The following is a 16,600-nucleotide window of genomic DNA, read 5'->3' as shown; positions in this document are numbered from 1 at the left end:
TGACATCAAATTGAAACTAAGCCTCGGAAAACTCAGAATAAACTAAGAAAATAAAGGTGTAGAGCTGATGGGAATTTATCTCGATACTGCAATTGTAGCAGAAGCAAAAGAGGCGAGCCAGTTCGGCTGGCTTTCGGGAATTACTACTAATCCAACCCTCCTGGGAAAAAGCGATTTATCTCCCGATGTGACGCTCACACAACTGGCGAAACTTATTCCGGGGGAAGTGTATTATCAGCTAACTGCATCTGATTTTGATGGCATGGTAGCAGAAGGAAAAGCGGCTTTTGAATTGATTGGACAGCAAACAGTGTTGAAAGTTCCAGCAACGGCGGCGGGTTTCCAAACAGTAGCGCATTTGTCACCGGAAATTCCTTGCGCGGTGACGGCGATATACAGCGCATCACAAGCAGTTGTCTCAGCAGAAGCGGGGGCCAAATATGCGATCGCCTACGTGAATCGCGCCACCAGATTGTTGGGAGACGGTTTTGCCTTAGTGCGGGATATGGCAAATTTGTTGCAGAGAAGTAATACTGAGATTTTGGCAGCTAGCATTAAATCGCCGGAAGAAGCGGTAAAAACTTTATTAGCTGGAGCACATCATTTGACATTGCCTTTTGACGTGTTGCAGGCGATCGCACTTCATGAACTTTCGCAGCAAACTGTGGATGAATTTGCGAAAAACGGGCGGGGAATTAGTTATTAGATTTTGCAATACAGAAAACTTCCTTAATTCTGGGGCAAGTATCATTCGCTCGCTGACTGCATATGAGTTTGGCTATTTTGTCTAGTGTTGGTAACATTTGTTGATAAATATGGCTTTTATGAACTCAAAGTTATGACTTTTATGAATTGACTTTGAGAGCTGCTTATTGAATAATTTCCATCAACCGCAGGGATATCCAAACTTGTACTCTTAAATATCAGGGCTTATGACCATTACTCGCGTCTCAGTTGACTCAGCAGGCAATCAGGGGAACAATGGCTCCGGCGATCCCTCCATCTCCGGTGACGGGAGGTTTGTGGCGTTTGCATCTCGTGCCCCCAATCTCGTGCCGGGAGACAGTAACGCTAGCCTCGACATCTTCGTGCGCGACTTATTAACGAACACCACCACGCGCGTCTCTGTGGATTCAGCAGGCAATCCGGGGAACGGCGAATCCTACGTGCCCTCCATCTCCGGGGACGGGCGGTTTGTGGTGTTTGCATCTGATGCAGCCAACCTAGTACCGGGAGACACTAATGGCAGCCGAGATATTTTCGTGCGCGATACGCGCTCCAACACCACCACCCGTGTCTCTGTTGACTCAGCAGGCAATCAGGGGAATGGTATCTCCAACCCCCCCTTGAGCAAGCCCTCCATCTCGACAGACGGGCGATTTGTGGCGTTTGTATCGACAGCATCCAACCTCGTGCCGGGGGATACCAACATTAGGGACGACATCTTCGTGCGCGATTTGTCAACCAACACCACCACCCGCGTCTCTGTAGATTCAGCAGGCAATCAGGGGAACAACAATTCCATCTCTACCTCCATCTCCGGTGACGGGAGGTTTGTGGCGTTTTCGTCTGATGCCACCAACCTCGTGCCGGGAGACACTAACAGTAGCACCGACATCTTCGTGCGCGACTTATTAACCAATACCATCACCCGCGCCTCTGTTGACTCAGCAGGCAATCAGGGGAACGGGTTGTCCGGGTTCCCCTCCATCTCGGCAGACGGGCGGTTTGTGGCGTTTTCATCTATAGCAGCCAACCTAGTACCGGGAGACACTAACAATAACACCGACATCTTTGTGCGGGACTTGTCAACCAATACCACCACCCGCGTCTCTGTTGACTCAGCAGGTAATCAGGCGAACAACAATTCCTTCGCGATTGCCTCTATTTCCGACGACGGGCGGTTTGTAGCGTTTAATTCTGCTGCCACCAACCTCGTGCCTGGTGACACTAACGGTAGTCGCGACATCTTCGTGCGCGACACGCGCGCCAACACAACCACCCGCGTCTCAGTTGACTCAGCAGGCAATCAGGGGAACGACATCTCCTTCTCTACCTCCATCTCGGCCAACGGGCAGAAAGTGACGTTTGATTCTAATGCCGCCAACCTTGTGCCGGGAGATACCAACAACACCACCGACATCTTCGTTTCTGACACCGGCAACGCTTCAGGCGTCATCAATACTCCCAGTAACAACATCAACGGGACTCCCGGCAACGACAACCTCACAGGCACTCCCAGCAGCGATAATATCAACGGTTTAGACGGCGATGACGCACTCACCGGCAGACAAGGCAACGATATTCTTGTCGGCGGCGGCGGCAGCGACAACCTGTCTGGCGGCAAAGGTTTTGATACCCTCAACGGCGGTTTGGGCAACGATAATCTAGTCGGCGGCGCGGGCAACGATGTATTTGTTTTAGGTGCGGGATTGGGAGTTGATACAATCTCTGATTTCACCAACTCTCAAGATACCATTCAATTAATCAACGGCTTGACCTTCGGACAGCTATCAATTTCCTCTGGAACTAACGGCACATTAATTAGAGTAGCCAGCAGCGGTGAAGTTTTAGCTGCTTTGACAGGCGTTGCTCCCAATTTTATTGGCTCTGAAGATTTCATCTCGGTCTAGAGATGGTAAACTGTCCTTTGTTAAATCACTTTTACTCAGGGAACATGATTAAACTTGGCAAACTATCCCTCGCATTAGTAGGCACATTTATTGCAGTTTTGCAACCAGCATTTACCGCTAATTCACAAGAAAGCAACAGCGAATTTAGCAAACTTCAATCCTTATTAGAAGCAAAAAAATGGTACGAAGCAGATCAAGAAACAGTCTCTCTGATCCGCAACAACCCCGCCAATCTGTCTTGTCCGAACCTCCGCGCGATCGATCGGCTGTGGATGCAATCGAGCAATGGCAAATATGGATTGACTCCACAGTTAGAGATTTGGCAGAAAGTCGGCGGTTCTAACTGTCGAACTTGCGAAGGTCAAATTAAAGATTTTAGCAAGCAAGTAGGATGGAACATGAGCTCGCAAGTAAGTCCTATACCAGGGGAGTTTCCGGCCCAGTATCCAACTGTTGCTTCATTAAGTTGGCAAAGTTATGTTGACAGCGATAAAAGCATAACTAGGTACAGTCTTTTTGCTGGCGCGCAGACATGGCAAGCGTGGAGGGTTACAGAATTTAACCTGTTTTCTACTTTTGCCAATTGTGGCAAGTAAGAGTTGTAGGGCGGGCAAGGCCCAGACTTCCACGTCGGAGTCGGGATGGGATTTCTCGCTCGCCTCCACTCTTCAATCTAAAATCTAAAATCTAAAATCTAAAATAGTAGGACTATGGCATTCGCCAAATCTTAATAGTGCGATCGGGACTGCCACTCACAAAAGTCTTGCTATCTCTGGAAATAGCAACAGAACTCACAAACTGGCTGTGACCCGAAATACTGCTTCTTTCTTTTCCTGTCTTCAAATCCCAAACTATAATATCTCCGCCCCCGCTGATCAAAGTGCGGCTGTCCGCGCTAAAGGCGATCGTCCTCACCGAGCTCGAATGCCCTTTTAAAGTGCGGGTGCCCTTCCCGTCTTGCACGTTCGACAAACGGATCGTATTGTCGGTGCTAGCACTAGCCACAATTTTCCCGTTCGGGCTAAAAGCCACAGCAGTAACCGGGCCCCGGTGACCTGTGATAATTCTTCTGACTTCTCCGGTGCCGAGATTCCACAAACGCACAGTCTTGTCCTGGCTGCCGCTAGCGAGAGTTTTACCGTCCCGGCTCACAGCGATCGCGTTTACTCCTCCGGCGTGGCCGCTCAAAGTCCGCAACCTGCTGCCGGTTCTGACGTTCCACAAGCGAATAGTTTTGTCATCGCTGCCGCTAGCGAGAGTTTGACCGTCCCTGCTAAAAGCGATCGCCTTGACGGCGGCTTTGTGAGCGGGAATCGTCCGCATCCGTCGCCCCGTCTTCAAATCCCAGAGAATCACATTATTGTCGCCGCCGCCGCTGGCCAAAATCGAGCTGTTCGGGCTCACCGCCAGCGTGTTGACCGATTTTTTAGAATGCACCGACTTGAGAGTCAGCAGCAGGCGTCCCGTCCTCACATTCCAAATTCTAATCCTCCCAACGCTTGCGCTCACCAAAGTTTTACCGTCCGGGGACAGGGCGATCGCATTTACACTCTCGACATTATCCAAACTTCTTTGCAAAAACTGAGTGGTAGGTAAAGTCGAAAGCAGCCACACCGGGTTTGCTGGAAACACCCCGTAACGCAGCGAACCGTAAATTTGAGAGGCGCCAATACTCACCATCAAAACAGCCGTGCCCGCCAGCAACTTCTTTTTCCAATCAAAAACATCTTTCTCGGTCTTGTTCAATCCCGAATTCAGAGGTCTGAGGCGGTTCTTGGAACTCTGCTTCTTCGCCCCAGTCTCCCCGGCAGTTGCGCGAATTTTAGTTTGCCCCGTCGTCGGCAACTGAGTGGGCAACTGAGTTTCCCCGCCGTCGAGATTAATTTCCTCCAAGCACTGCAAAACCATCTGGGGACTTTGAGGTCGATTTCCCGGAAAAGGTGCCATCAGGTAATCGATCACATTAGCCAGGGGGTCGGAAACCTGAGGAGCTCCTTTGCGCCACATTAGTCTGCCCGTGCGCGGGTTCTCTGGAAACGCAGTCGGCGGCTTCCCAGTCAGCAAATAAACAAAAGTGCGCCCCAGAGCAAAAAAATCCGACTGCGGAACAGCCTTGCCATTAGTTTGTTCCGGCGGCGTGTAGCCGGGAGAAACAATACCAGTCACATTTTGCCCCTGGCCCACCTTAGCGAAATAAGTCCCCGACACTTCCCTAGCAGTGCCGAAGTCTATCAGCACTAACTGCCCGTTGGGCTTGCACATAATATTGTGCGGCTTGATATCCCGATGGAAATAGTTGAGGCGGTGAACTTGGTCTAAAATTTCCGACAGTTGTTTGAGCCAATTCAGAGCTTGTTCTTGACTGATGGGGCGGCCCCGATGTTTCAGCCAGTCTTGCAAATTGGCCCCAGCAATTTTCTCCATCACCAGACAGTGAAAAGACTCTGTGCTGTGAGCTGGCGTAAAGGTAAAATAACCGTCGCGATCGACTTTTGGAATACCTGGATGTCTGAGCCTGACCAATACGTCGGCTTCTTGCTTAAAAAGTTCTACAGCTTTGGGATGGTCTTTGAGCAGGACTTTGAGCACTCTTCGGGCGCCGTTGTCGTCCACTTCAAATGTTCTGCCAAAGCCGCCGCCTCCGAGAGGCGCGACTAACCGATATCGACCTTGCAACAAAAGTTCTGACCCGCAGTGGATACACACGGATTTGCCAGAGTTGGCTGGATCGGAGGGATTCGGGCATTTGGGATTGAGGCAATAACTCACAGAAGCCACATAACCCTGATTGAGGTTGCTCTATCAAGTTTTACTTTGACACTGCTATACAAAACTTGGTTAAACTTAACTAAGCTTCACCATTCAACTAGAAGTATTTTCTAGAGGGTCTGATTCCTGCTTCTGCCAAGAGAGTCGGCTCTTACTTGTCCACAGGCGTAAATTCGGGTGGAGCAGCACCCTATTTTTCCAGTCTGTACAACTATTTATTATTGTGGAAGGTTTTAGCCATTGTTTAACCATTATTTTCAACCAATTTAACGAATCGTGGTATCCCGTTCGACCTTTTTATAGGCTGGTCAGTTTTAAATCGACCGTCGTTTCCTCTTCCAGAAAATTTTTCCTGCAGGTTTTGGGCATTATTCTGAGAATGTTGCACAAAACTGCGCCTCTGTCAATATGCTGGTCATAAGTAGCTCGGAGGAAGTTTAATCAAGTATTAAGCGATTAGATTAACCTCTGTGCACTCTTGGTGAGTGAGATTTTTGATTCAGCTTGCGTTACTTGCCTTGACAAGATTACTCAAGCCGCATTAGAGGTGTCTTCTCTAAAATCGTTAATTCCGGTATGGCATACCGTATTTGATTAGTCCTCTTTATCTAGTTCGGTTTTTGTTCAAATACGAGTTTTCCTAGACGGCAACACCGTGTTTGTGAAACGACGTACTCAACAATAAGAGTACGATGTTTTACGTTGTCTACTCAGACTCAATTTTCAACTTATGACGATCGTAGCACACCTAGTAAAAGACTCATGAGCACCCTTGATTGAAATCTTGCAGCGTTTCTGAAGTCAAGGGAGGCTTTAGTCTCGCTTGACTTCAGCATCCCGTGTTTTTGTATAACCTGTGGCACAGCGCTCTAACGATGATCGGGTTGAGGCCAAAGGTTTTGTTGTTTGTCACAGCCGATCGAGGTCACAAATCCCTGACTGACAGCACATAATGTACAAACAGACCAGAACTAATAACGAGAGAGCAGCCACATTTCAATTGTACGATCGCAACCACCATTCTCGAAGAAATAAGTGAGAGTGGGCGAGGGGGAGAGTGGGAGAGTGGGAGAGTGGGAGAGAGGGAAGAGGGAAGAGTGAAAAAATCTGCCTTCTTCCCTCTTCCCTCTTCCCTCTTGCTTCCCGATAAGAAAGCGTTTTAAACAAGTCCCTCAATTACCGGATGGAAGTAGAACGCCAGCGCCAAAACCGTATAAGCTGCCAACAGCAAAGTACCTTCGAGCCAGTTAGAGTTGCCATCAGAACTGATAGAATTGGCGATCAGCACCGACACCGCAACCGCTACAAGTTCAAACGGGTTGAAATTCAAGTCCATCGGTTTGCCCAAGACAAAACCTGCCAAAACCAACACCGGGGCAACAAACAAAGCAATTTGCAAACTCGAACCCACGGCCACAGAAACCGACAAATCCATTTTATTTTTCATCGCCACCGTCACCGCTGTTGTATGTTCGGCCGCATTGCCAATAATCGGCACTAAAATCACCCCGGTAAACAGTGATGTCAGCCCCAAACGCGCCGTCGCTTCTTCCAGAGTACCCACCAACAGTTCCGACTCGACAGCTACCATCAGGGTACAGGCCAACAGCACCCCAATCCACAGCGGCAGATTGACTTTGTGGTCAGGACTGTCTGGTGCTAAGTTATTTTCGGCTAAATCTTCCAGCATTTCTATTTCTGCCACCCCTGCATCGTACAGATAACTGTGGGTTTTCATAGAAAACAGCAGCGTCAGCACGTAGACGACAATCAGCACTACAGCAACAGCGCTAGAGAGGTTCTGCATAGTTGCCGGAGGGATGCCAATAGAGGTGGCATTAACTGCCGTCGGCACCAAAATGGCAATCACGGCTAAGTTCATCGCTGAAGCATTCAACCGGGCGACTGTCGGCTGAAAATCTTGTTCTTTGTAGCGCAAGCCACCCAGCAGCATCGCCAATCCCATTACCAGCAGCAGGTTGCTCATAATTGAACCGGTGATGCTGGCCTTGACAACATCTATTAGTCCGGCGTTGAGGGCGACGATGCCGATAATCAGTTCCGTGGCATTTCCGAAGGTAGCGTTCAGCAAACCCCCCAAATTGGCACCGAGGACGACGGCGATTTCTTCGGTGGCCGTGCCCATCCAGGCGGCTAGGGGGATGATGGCTAAAGCCGAGGTGATGAAGATTGTGGAGGATTCCCAGCCGAGAAAGTGTCCGGCGATGGAAACTGGGATAAATAACAGCAGACTGGAAATAATTGTATTTGTGTTTAGCATTTAGATTCTCAAAAGCTGCCAACCGTCAATCATAGCCTGTGACCAAATGAAAAAAAGGGTGAGGGCTTGGGATTTGGGTGTTCGCTTAAAGCTGGGGGTGGGCGATCGGGCGATCGCTGCATTGCGGCTTTCACGGATGTGACAAACTAAGAGAGCGATTTGTTTAGCCGATCGGTTCAATGGATTTTTGTATTCGATTAGCTTCCTTAGAAGACATTCCTAAGCTGACAACTTTAATTCCTGATTCTGCTAGAGCTTTGCAAGCAGGCTACTACAGTTCAGAGCAGATTGAAGGCGCACTGGGCACAGTTTTTGGGGTTGATACTCAACTGATTCTAGACCAAACATACTTTGTTGCTGAGAACAATCACCAAATTGTTGGTTGCGGTGGTTGGAGTAAGCGTAAAACGCTTTATGGAGGTGATTCAGGCAAAAATAATCCAGAAGAGGGCCTGCTCAACCCAGACAGCGACTCGGCAAAGATTCGTGCATTCTTTGTTCATCCAGCATGGGCACGTCGAGGAATTGGAAGTCAAATTATGCGAGTATGTGAACTGGCTGCTGAGCGTGCTGGATTTAAGCAAGTTGAGATGATTGCGACGCTAGCGGGAGAGCCATTTTACACAAAATTTGACTATCAGGCGATCGAGCGGTTTGAAATTTCTCTCCCAAACAGTCAGTTCCTCCCCGTTGTCCGTATGTTTAAGAGCTTTGGGCGCAACCCGTAAAAAATGAGGCCTAATAAAATCTGTTTCGGTTAAATGCGATCGTAAATCAATGAGATGACAAAAAAGCAAATAATTATCAGCCATGTCAATAAAACTAGATTTTTTCAAAGTAGAAGTCGTCCCGCACGATCCAAATTGGCGCAGCGCCTTTGAAACTGAGTCGAAACTGATTGCACTTGCACTTAGGGACAATGTGGTTGCTATACATCATATTGGTAGCACAGCCATTCCACAAATTCATGCAAAGCCGATTATCGATATGTTAGTTGAGGTTAAAGATATTATAAAACTCGATACACAGAGTTCAGCACTTGAGGCATTAGGTTATGAAGCAATGGGTGAGTTTGGGATATCCGGTCGTCGTTATTTTCGCAAGGGTAATGAAGCAGGGATTAGAACACACCAACTTCACGGGTTTGAAGTGAACTCAGCGCAGATAGAGCGCCATTTAGCGTTTCGAGATTATATGATTTCCCATCCTGAAGACGCGCAGCAATACAGCGAACTAAAGAGAAAACTTGCCCAAAAATACCCTGATAATATTCAAGGGTACATGGACGGAAAAGATGGTTTCATTAAAGCAATGGATCTGAATGCGGCTAATACCAATTTTTTATGAGGCCCCGTAGAATCCGATCACCCTGGCGCCCTCCGTGTCCGGGGGGGGACAAGAGTCCGATCTTTCGTCCCCCGACTATCAGGGAGATGCGAGGGGGATCGAGATATGTGCCACTTCACATTAAATTGGTATTAGAGACTACTAAATAATTATAAAAAATGCAAATGTCCTGACAAAGAATTAGCACAACATTTTTATTTAAATAAAAAGATAATTAAATCTAGATTGTCTGATTTGGCAGAGTCGGGTTTTCCTATTTATTTGACTAATACTGCTGTGAGTCAGGTGGAAGAAGTGACACGGAACCAGACAACGGGATCAACTACTTATGATTCTAAGGGTAGAGAAAGGGTGAATACAGCCCCTTGACCGGGTTTACTACTGGCTGTAATGCTGCCTCCATGCGCTTCAATAATGCGTCTGGCAATCGCTAGACCCAGACCAACCCCATTCTTACTAGAGCGGCTCGTGGTGTAAAACTGTTCAAAAATGCGAGGTAAATCGGTTTCAGGAATGCCGCTTCCCTGGTCTCGAATTGAAATTAGAGCCTGTTGCTTGTTGCGAGAGGCAGAAATGAAAATACAAGCATTGGGGGTAGAATACTTAATCGCATTGTCTAAGAGATTCAAAAAAGCCTGTAATAAGCGTTCCGAATCGCCCATAATCCGAAGGTCAGCAATATCAACTTCTACAGTCACGTTTTTAGCCTTCATACGAACTTCCATTGCTCTAATCGCACGGCTGATGACACTTTCTAAGGCAATGGCTTGGATTTCTAATAGCGTGACACCTGCTTCTAAGCGTCCTAAATCGAGCAAATCGTGAATCAAGCCCGAAAGTCGCTTCGTCTCCTCTTTAATGGTTTGAAAAAAGCGCTCGCGCAACTCCAGCTCATCCACAGCGCCACGCTCCAGCGCATCAATGGTTACTTGAACATTACTCACAGGCGTCCGCAGTTCATGGGAAACATTCGCTAGGAAGGCTCTGCGTTCGTTGTCCAATGATTTCAACCGTTCACTCATACGATTCAGTTCCGTTGCGAGTTGGTCTAGTTCATTGCTTTGACGAATCACGAGTTTGTCATCAAACTGTCCTCTACCCACACGAATCGCAAAGTTTCGCATCACCTCAATGGGTTTAGAGAGACTCCGGGCTAATCGATTGCTGACCAAGGTACAGAGAAGAATGGTAATGCCAAGGGCGGCTAAAATTGTCCAGATCACCCTTACAAACTGTTTCTGAAACTGTTCTAGAGTAATCGAGATGCGTAATATCCCCAACATCTGACCGTTGCGAGTCATCGGTTTGACAATATAGAGGCGATCTTCCGTTGATAAAACCCCTTTAGCAATGCCCTGCACCGAATGACCGTCTAGTGCTTCTGAAATGCCAGGTATCAGCAGCCAATTGGTGATTTGTCGATCTGTTTGAGGGTTAGAGGTGGCTAGCAGCGAACCTTGGGCATCAAATACACGGAGTGCGATATTGGCGGGTACCCCATAGCGCCGAACAATGATCTGCACCCGTTGCCTATCTTTTTCTTCGAGGGCATCTGCAACGCTCTCGCTCAGTGCTGTTGCCAAGTTTTCTAAATCTGTCTGACGAGACTGCATGAAAAAGGCATAAAACGTCCATAGGATGTAACCAGACATAAGCGAGGTTCCTAAGACGATCAGAAGTAGATAGGTAAACAAGAGCTTCGTGTGGATTGAATTCCACCGAAAAGATGCTAACCATCTGCTCGTGAAGGAGTCTTGGGCAAAAAGTTTCATCCGCTCAAATATGGCTGGTATAAATGGTGTATCCGTTGCAAGTGATCCTAACCTAGCGCCATTGGTCACGGATTGAGCCAACCGAGCTATCAAACCCTTGAAGAATGCCTTAAACTGTTTTTAAGCAGATTCCGTATGATGGCGACGCAGCAAAGCTTTAATCCGTGCGAGCAATTCCTGTGTATTGAAGGGTTTGGTCACATAATCATCTGCCCCTGCCTCTAAGCCCAACACTTTATCCATATCTTGGTCTTTAGCCGTTAGCATCAGTATAGGCACATTAGAAAAAGCCCGGATACGCCAACACACTTCCATCCCATCAACTTCTGGCATCATCAGATCGAGCAGAATGATATCGGGTACGTGCTTGTGGAATTGTTTGATCGCACTGTGTCCATCTGGTGCTGTAGTGACCTCATAGCCTTCCTTTCTCAGTGAGTAAGCAAGGCTTTCACAGAGTGGGGCTTCGTCGTCTACCAACAAAAGATGGGGCATTAGTATAAATAGTTACATTTCATATGGAGTATCTCAAAGGCAGGATTAACCGACATCTACCTTGAGAGGTAAATCGTCTTGGTTCCGCTCAGGTTTTGCTGCTTACAAATACTAGGCAGCAAAACGATGGAGAGTTACGAGCGGTTATACCAATTTAATGTGAAGTTGCACATATCTCGATCCCCCTCGCATCTCCCTGATAGTAGGGGGACGAAAGATCGGACTCTTGTCCCCCCCGGACGCGGGGGCTAGGGGGGATCGGATTCTACGGGGCCTCATAAAAAATTGGTATAAGTGGCGATAGTCTCATTAAATTTATGAGATTGGAAGTGGGAATTATTGATGTTAAGCCTAATATGACTGGAGCAACATAACCCATGAGTGATATCGGTCTCACACACATCGCACTGCCCGTTTCTGATGTCGATCGCACTATCGAATTCTACTCTAAGTATGCTGGAATGCAGGTCGTTCACCGCCGCATTGATGCAGAAACTGGTGTTGCTGTGGTCTGGCTTTCTGACCGCACTCGCCCTTTTGTAATTGTGCTAATTCAAACAGACTCCGTACATCCAGTTTTGTCTCCCTTTGCACACCTCGGGGTAGGTTGCAAAAGCCGCGAATACATGGACGAACTCTGCGACAAAGCACGTCAAGAAGGCGTATTGCTTGAAGAACCAAAAGATTCTGGATATCCGATCGGCTACTGGGCTTTTTTGCGAGACCCGGACGGTCACACGCTGGAACTATCCTACGGGCAAGAAATCGGATTTACAGTGGAGGATGCTAGTTAAAGTTATAATAAACAAATCGCCCTCCAAACCCGCTCGTTTCTCATCTGGAAATAGACTGGAGAATCAAATGACTGCAGCAATCATCGCACCACCCAGAAAAGAATCACCCCTTCTGTTTGAGGGACTCACTTGGAGAGAGTTCAAAGCAGTTGAGCAATTGTTAGACCGTCCAGGATATCGACTGTCTTTCCTGGATGGAGTTTTGGAGATTAAAGTAATGCCGGGAGAACCCCACGAAACCGTTAAAGAAAGAATTGGTGCATTGTTGGAACTGTACCTGCTGATGGCGGGGTTTGACTTTACTCCAACTGGCTCAATGACTCTGGAAAGTGAAACGGGAAAAGTCAAGCGAGAGGCCGATAAATCTTATAAACTTGCTCCTGGTCGCAGGCTACCCCATTTGGCGATCGAGGTCGTGTTTTCCAGTGGTGGCATCAACCAACTGGAGGCATACAAGCGGCTGAAGATAAAAGAAGTGTGGTTCTGGGAAGATGGATTGTTAGAGGTTTATCACCTCCGGGGAGAGGGCAATACACTTCATTATGAAAAGGTTTCCAGTAGTGAGGAAGTGAAAGGAATCGATTTGGATTTGTTGTTGCGTTGCATCAATATGGTGAATCATGTTGAGGCAGTTAAGACTTTTCAACAGGCACTCCAAAAATAGCTGGGAATAGGGGATTGCGCCTCCTTTTACCATTTTTGTTGACCTCTCAATATCCGCAAAAAGCAATGGGGAATGGCAATGATGCAAATTGTAATTGTGGGATCGGGGCCAACTGGTGCGGCACTTGCCTTGCTGCTGGTGAAACGAGGTATTTCTGTAACGTTGGTTGAGGCTGCAAAAGATGCCTACCGAGTGTTTCGCGGTGAAGGGTTAATGCCCAGCGGATTGGATGCGATCGCCCAAATGGGGTTATCCACTATGCTAGAAGGTGTTCCACACCGACAAATTGATGCCTGGGAGTTCGTTGTGGGCGATCGACAGTTATTTCGAGTTGATGAGCCAATGGGGTCAAATCGACCTTGTACACTGGTATCGCAACCGCCTTTGCTAGAAACCCTAATTTCCGAAGCTCAATTGCATCCAGAGTTTGAATTTATCCCAGGTGTTCCCGTAAAAGATTTACTGTACAACAACGATCGCATTGCGGGTGTAAAGCTAGGAGATGGGCGAGAGATTCCTGCTGCACTTGTGATTGGTACAGATGGTAGAAACTCGGTTGTACGGCAACGTGCAGAATTAGAGTTAGTAAAACAGCAGAATAGTATAGATGTTCTGTGGTTTAAACTTGCCGCTCATCCTCGGTTTGTGGCGGATAATGTATTTTATTCGATCCTGAATGGCGGTAGCGGATTTAGTGTCTTTCATGGGGCAGAATCAGGAAAACTTCATCTGGCTTGGGTGCTATCTGCCGATGACAAAACGGATCGGAAACACACAGACTGGGCAGAAACTTTCGCATCGCTATCTCCTGCGTGGATGGCAGAACATTTCCGCAACTGTGCCGATACGATCGAATCTCCGATGCGATTGTCTGTTGTTGTTGGTCGCTGTCCGCGCTGGCATCGACCGGGAATCATACTTTTGGGGGATGCTGCACATCCGATGTCTCCGGTTCGCGCTCAAGGAATTAACATGGCTTTGCGCGATGTAATTGTTGCTGCCAATCACCTTGTACCTTTATTGAAAGCAGGGGCTAATTGCGAGGATATTGATTTAGCATTATCGCGGATTCAGGCAGAACGTGAACCGGAAATTATTCGCGCCCAACAACTTCAAGCACAAGAAGCGTGGAAAGGCGAACAACTGCGAAAAAATGGATTATTGCGTTTGTTGATGATGCAAGCGGCTCCGTTTTTGGGTGAAAAAGTTAAACAATTTTGGGTAAAAGGACAGTATGAATTGCGCCAAGGAGTAACAGAGGTAAAATTGGTTGTGTGATAAGAGGAAATTAAAACCTGGCTTACCCATCCAAACCAAAGAAACTGGGTTTTTACCTTTTCTGCGATGCTCTAATATCAATTCCGTTGTGCGATTCGTTTAACCTAAATAGGGCTTGCTGAATATATCGATCGCATATTGCGTCGCGAAAGGTTTCGATCGCATGATCGAGAGTAAAGTGCAAGAAAAACAGGTAAAATAGGTCAAAAGCCGTGCATCACCATCTGCGATCGTGTACAGAAAAGCTGAGCTTGCCCCAAGCCCCCCATCTGAGTTTGAACTGCCCTTCGGAGGAAAGTTGTCTGCTGACAACCGTTGGGTAAAAATGGCCCAAATAATCCCGTGGTCTGAATTTGAATCAGAATATGCTCAAAATTTCCCTACGGAAAAGGGCGCACCAGCTAAATCCTTTCGGATGGCATTGGGGGCATTAATTATCAAAGAAAAACTCTTAATTAGCGATCGCCTCACAGTAGAACAGATCCGGGAAAACCCCTATCTACAATACTTTATCGGTCAATCAAGCTACAGCAATGAACTCGCATTTGACCCATCTCTATTAGTACACTTTCGGCAAAGAATTAGTCCCAACCTAATTAATCAAATCAACGAACGCATGGTCGAAAAAATGCGTTCCACCACCCCAATCAAACCCGAGAAAAAAAAGGATTCGGACGGCCAAAATGAGTCGGCCAATCGCGGTAAACTAATCATAGATGCGACCTCGGCCCCAGCCGACATTACCTATCCGACCGACTTAGGACTATTAAACAAAGCCAGAGTCCATACAGAAAAAATCATAGACATCCTGTATAAACAGATCAAAGGTCAAACCAATAAAAAGCCAAGAACCTACCGTAATCTAGCAAGAAAAGACTACTTAGCAGTAGCGAAACAAAGACGACCCACCCGCAACAAAAGAAGAAAAGCACTAAAAAAACAACTCCAATATATCAAAAGAAACTTAGCTCATATTGAACAGCTAATCGAGTTAGGCGCTACCCGAGAAGGTCTGAATAAAAACCAATATAAAACCTTGCTAGTCCTCACAGAAGTCGCTCGCCAACAACAGTGGTTGTTTGACAACGATAAACAGAGTATTGAGGATAGAATAGTAAGTTTAAGTCAACCCCATATTCGTCCCATAGTCAGAGGAAAAGCAGGGAAAAGCGTAGAATTTGGAGCCAAACTATCAGCAAGCTGCTTTGAAGGATATGTATTTTTAGACCGGATAAGCTGGGATAACTTTAACGAATCAGGAGACTTAAAAGCCCAAGTAGAAGCATATCATAGGTTCACAGGATATTATCCAGAGTCCGTTCATGCAGATCGGATTTATCGTACAAGAGATAACCGAGCTTGGTGCAAAGAAAGAGGAATTAGGCTCAGTGGACCTCCCCTAGGAAGACCGCCAGCAAACGTCAGTAAATCAAAAAAGAAGCAAGCCTTAGAAGATGAAAGAATTAGAAATGCGATCGAGGGTAAATTTGGACAAGGTAAACGAAGATTCGGTCTGAATCGAGTGATGGCAAAACTTGATAAGACATCTGGTACAGTTATTGCAATTACTTTTTTAGTAATGAACCTTGCTACCTGGTGGCGCCGGGTTTTTTGTGTGTTTTTATGTCTATTTGCAAAAAGAACACCTGTTTTTTGGGGGAAGATAATCTACAATTATATTTGGGTGAAATCGACACAGAAAAAACTTATATTTAATCCAGCTTGAATATATCGTGAGCTCCTGCTCTTGATTGGCGATCGATTATTCAGCAAACCCTAAATAAGTAGAAATACTTAGGGAAGGTTAGCCTGGTTCAACATAACCTTGATAACTGATTACACATCCTTGTGCGGGGTTCCTCCCCAAGTCTTGGCCTCCAAGTGCAGGAGTGAAAGCATATCCCCTATGTTGTTGGGTAGCAACCAACAGGATAAAGCGGGGATAAAAGGCAGAAAGACTTCTAGCCAAATGAGGTAGCTGTCGAGCAAGAACTTATGCGTAGCGTCAGCGAAGATGTGTCTGAACCATCGTTATGATAAATGGTCAAATGGCTGATAGACGCCCGCCAAAAGGCAAGGATAAGGCATAAGCAATTATCGGATTGACTTATTAGCACTGCCTAAAAACCCGGTGGAAAGCATCACGCTAAAAGTTCGATCAATGTGTAATCGGAACGAAGTAAAGCACTCACAGCCCTTGATAACACAAGTAGGTTGCTAGCCGTAAGCTGTGAGTGTGAGGGATGGTCGCAGAAGCCAATGCTTTGTTGTAATGACAGAGATATGCTGACAGCACCGGGTGGTGTAAAAGATAGAGACCAAGTAGCCCTTTAAAAGCCTAATGCCACAGAAAAATCTGATGGTGGGATGTAGGGGTAAAAGGACATCTATCAAGCGGTAATAATCAGAGCGCTATGCGATGGTACCGTATCCATAACCAGGATTACATCACTCAGGAGCCGTGTGCGGTGAAAGTCGCAAGCACGGTTCGTGCGGTTCGTTTCTATGAAACTAGCCTGTATGGGTTAGGGGATTAGAGCCTTTACGCCGCCTTGGGTGCAAGCCCT

The 16,600-nt window shown here is 47.0% G+C and carries 13 protein-coding genes; 9 read left to right on the top strand and 4 right to left on the bottom strand.

The genetic code is table 11. From position 1 onward, the window contains the following. The first annotated feature begins 67 nt into the window (after positions 1 to 67). From QUB06_RS26500 to QUB06_RS26490, 3 genes are all read left to right on the top strand, one after another. Positions 68 to 706, top strand: a complete 639-nt coding sequence (locus tag QUB06_RS26500; RefSeq protein WP_333437816.1) for a transaldolase family protein — start codon at positions 68 to 70, stop codon at positions 704 to 706. A gap of 226 nt (positions 707 to 932) precedes the next feature. After that, entirely contained in the window at positions 933 to 2,633 is a 1,701-nt protein-coding gene (locus tag QUB06_RS26495; protein WP_333437815.1) for a calcium-binding protein, read from the top strand. 44 nt (positions 2,634 to 2,677) lie between these two features. Further along, entirely contained in the window at positions 2,678 to 3,229 is a 552-nt protein-coding gene (locus QUB06_RS26490; RefSeq protein WP_333289908.1) for a GUN4 domain-containing protein, read from the top strand. Positions 3,230 to 3,341: 112 nt separating this feature from the next. Here QUB06_RS26490 and QUB06_RS26485 read toward each other — a convergent pair whose 3' ends face one another. After that, on the bottom strand, positions 3,342 to 5,411 hold the full coding sequence (locus tag QUB06_RS26485; protein WP_333437814.1) for a serine/threonine-protein kinase: 2,070 nt from the start codon (positions 5,409 to 5,411) through the stop codon (positions 3,342 to 3,344). A gap of 1,150 nt (positions 5,412 to 6,561) precedes the next feature. Next, the gene (gene cax, locus QUB06_RS26480) at positions 6,562 to 7,683 is read right to left on the bottom strand and encodes a calcium/proton exchanger (RefSeq protein ID WP_333064517.1); all 1,122 of its coding nucleotides are present in this window, start codon (positions 7,681 to 7,683) and stop codon (positions 6,562 to 6,564) included. Between the two features lie 179 nt (positions 7,684 to 7,862). Here cax and QUB06_RS26475 point away from each other — a divergent pair, with 179 nt between their 5' ends. Both QUB06_RS26475 and QUB06_RS26470 read left to right on the top strand, forming a co-directional pair. Beyond that, a complete protein-coding gene (locus QUB06_RS26475) occupies positions 7,863 to 8,411 on the top strand; it encodes a GNAT family N-acetyltransferase (RefSeq protein WP_333437813.1) in 549 nt (182 codons plus the stop codon). Positions 8,412 to 8,493: 82 nt separating this feature from the next. Further along, positions 8,494 to 9,030 carry a GrpB family protein gene (locus QUB06_RS26470; protein ID WP_333437812.1) on the top strand — a complete coding sequence of 179 codons (537 nt, stop codon included), beginning with the start codon at positions 8,494 to 8,496 and terminating at the stop codon, positions 9,028 to 9,030. A gap of 326 nt (positions 9,031 to 9,356) precedes the next feature. On the opposite strand, the gene QUB06_RS26465 is transcribed toward QUB06_RS26470, so the two are convergent. Both QUB06_RS26465 and QUB06_RS26460 read right to left on the bottom strand, forming a co-directional pair. Beyond that, positions 9,357 to 10,682 (bottom strand): ATP-binding protein, encoded by a 1,326-nt coding sequence (locus QUB06_RS26465; RefSeq protein ID WP_333437811.1) that lies wholly within the window; start codon positions 10,680 to 10,682, stop codon positions 9,357 to 9,359. Positions 10,683 to 10,922: 240 nt separating this feature from the next. Then, positions 10,923 to 11,297, bottom strand: a complete 375-nt coding sequence (locus QUB06_RS26460) for a response regulator (protein WP_333437810.1) — start codon at positions 11,295 to 11,297, stop codon at positions 10,923 to 10,925. A 377-nt stretch (positions 11,298 to 11,674) separates the two neighbouring features. Here QUB06_RS26460 and QUB06_RS26455 point away from each other — a divergent pair, with 377 nt between their 5' ends. The 4 genes from QUB06_RS26455 (at position 11,675) to QUB06_RS26440 (ending at position 15,759) form a co-directional block, all read left to right on the top strand. Beyond that, positions 11,675 to 12,091: a VOC family protein gene (locus tag QUB06_RS26455; protein WP_333437809.1), complete on the top strand. Its 417-nt coding sequence runs from the start codon at positions 11,675 to 11,677 to the stop codon at positions 12,089 to 12,091. 67 nt (positions 12,092 to 12,158) lie between these two features. Then, positions 12,159 to 12,755, top strand: a complete 597-nt coding sequence (locus QUB06_RS26450; RefSeq protein ID WP_333437808.1) for a Uma2 family endonuclease — start codon at positions 12,159 to 12,161, stop codon at positions 12,753 to 12,755. Positions 12,756 to 12,833: 78 nt separating this feature from the next. After that, entirely contained in the window at positions 12,834 to 14,033 is a 1,200-nt protein-coding gene (locus tag QUB06_RS26445) for an FAD-dependent monooxygenase (protein ID WP_333437807.1), read from the top strand. 232 nt (positions 14,034 to 14,265) lie between these two features. Further along, positions 14,266 to 15,759, top strand: coding sequence for an IS5 family transposase (locus QUB06_RS26440; protein ID WP_333437806.1), 1,494 nt, complete (start codon positions 14,266 to 14,268; stop codon positions 15,757 to 15,759). Positions 15,760 to 16,600: the final 841 nt, after the last annotated feature.

It is taken from the genome of Microcoleus sp. D2_18a_D3 (assembly GCF_036702455.1).
Classification (GTDB): Bacteria; Cyanobacteriota; Cyanobacteriia; order Cyanobacteriales; family Microcoleaceae; genus Microcoleus.
Note: the sequence above shows the minus strand (reverse complement) of the source record. Positions and strands in the feature narration are given on the sequence as shown.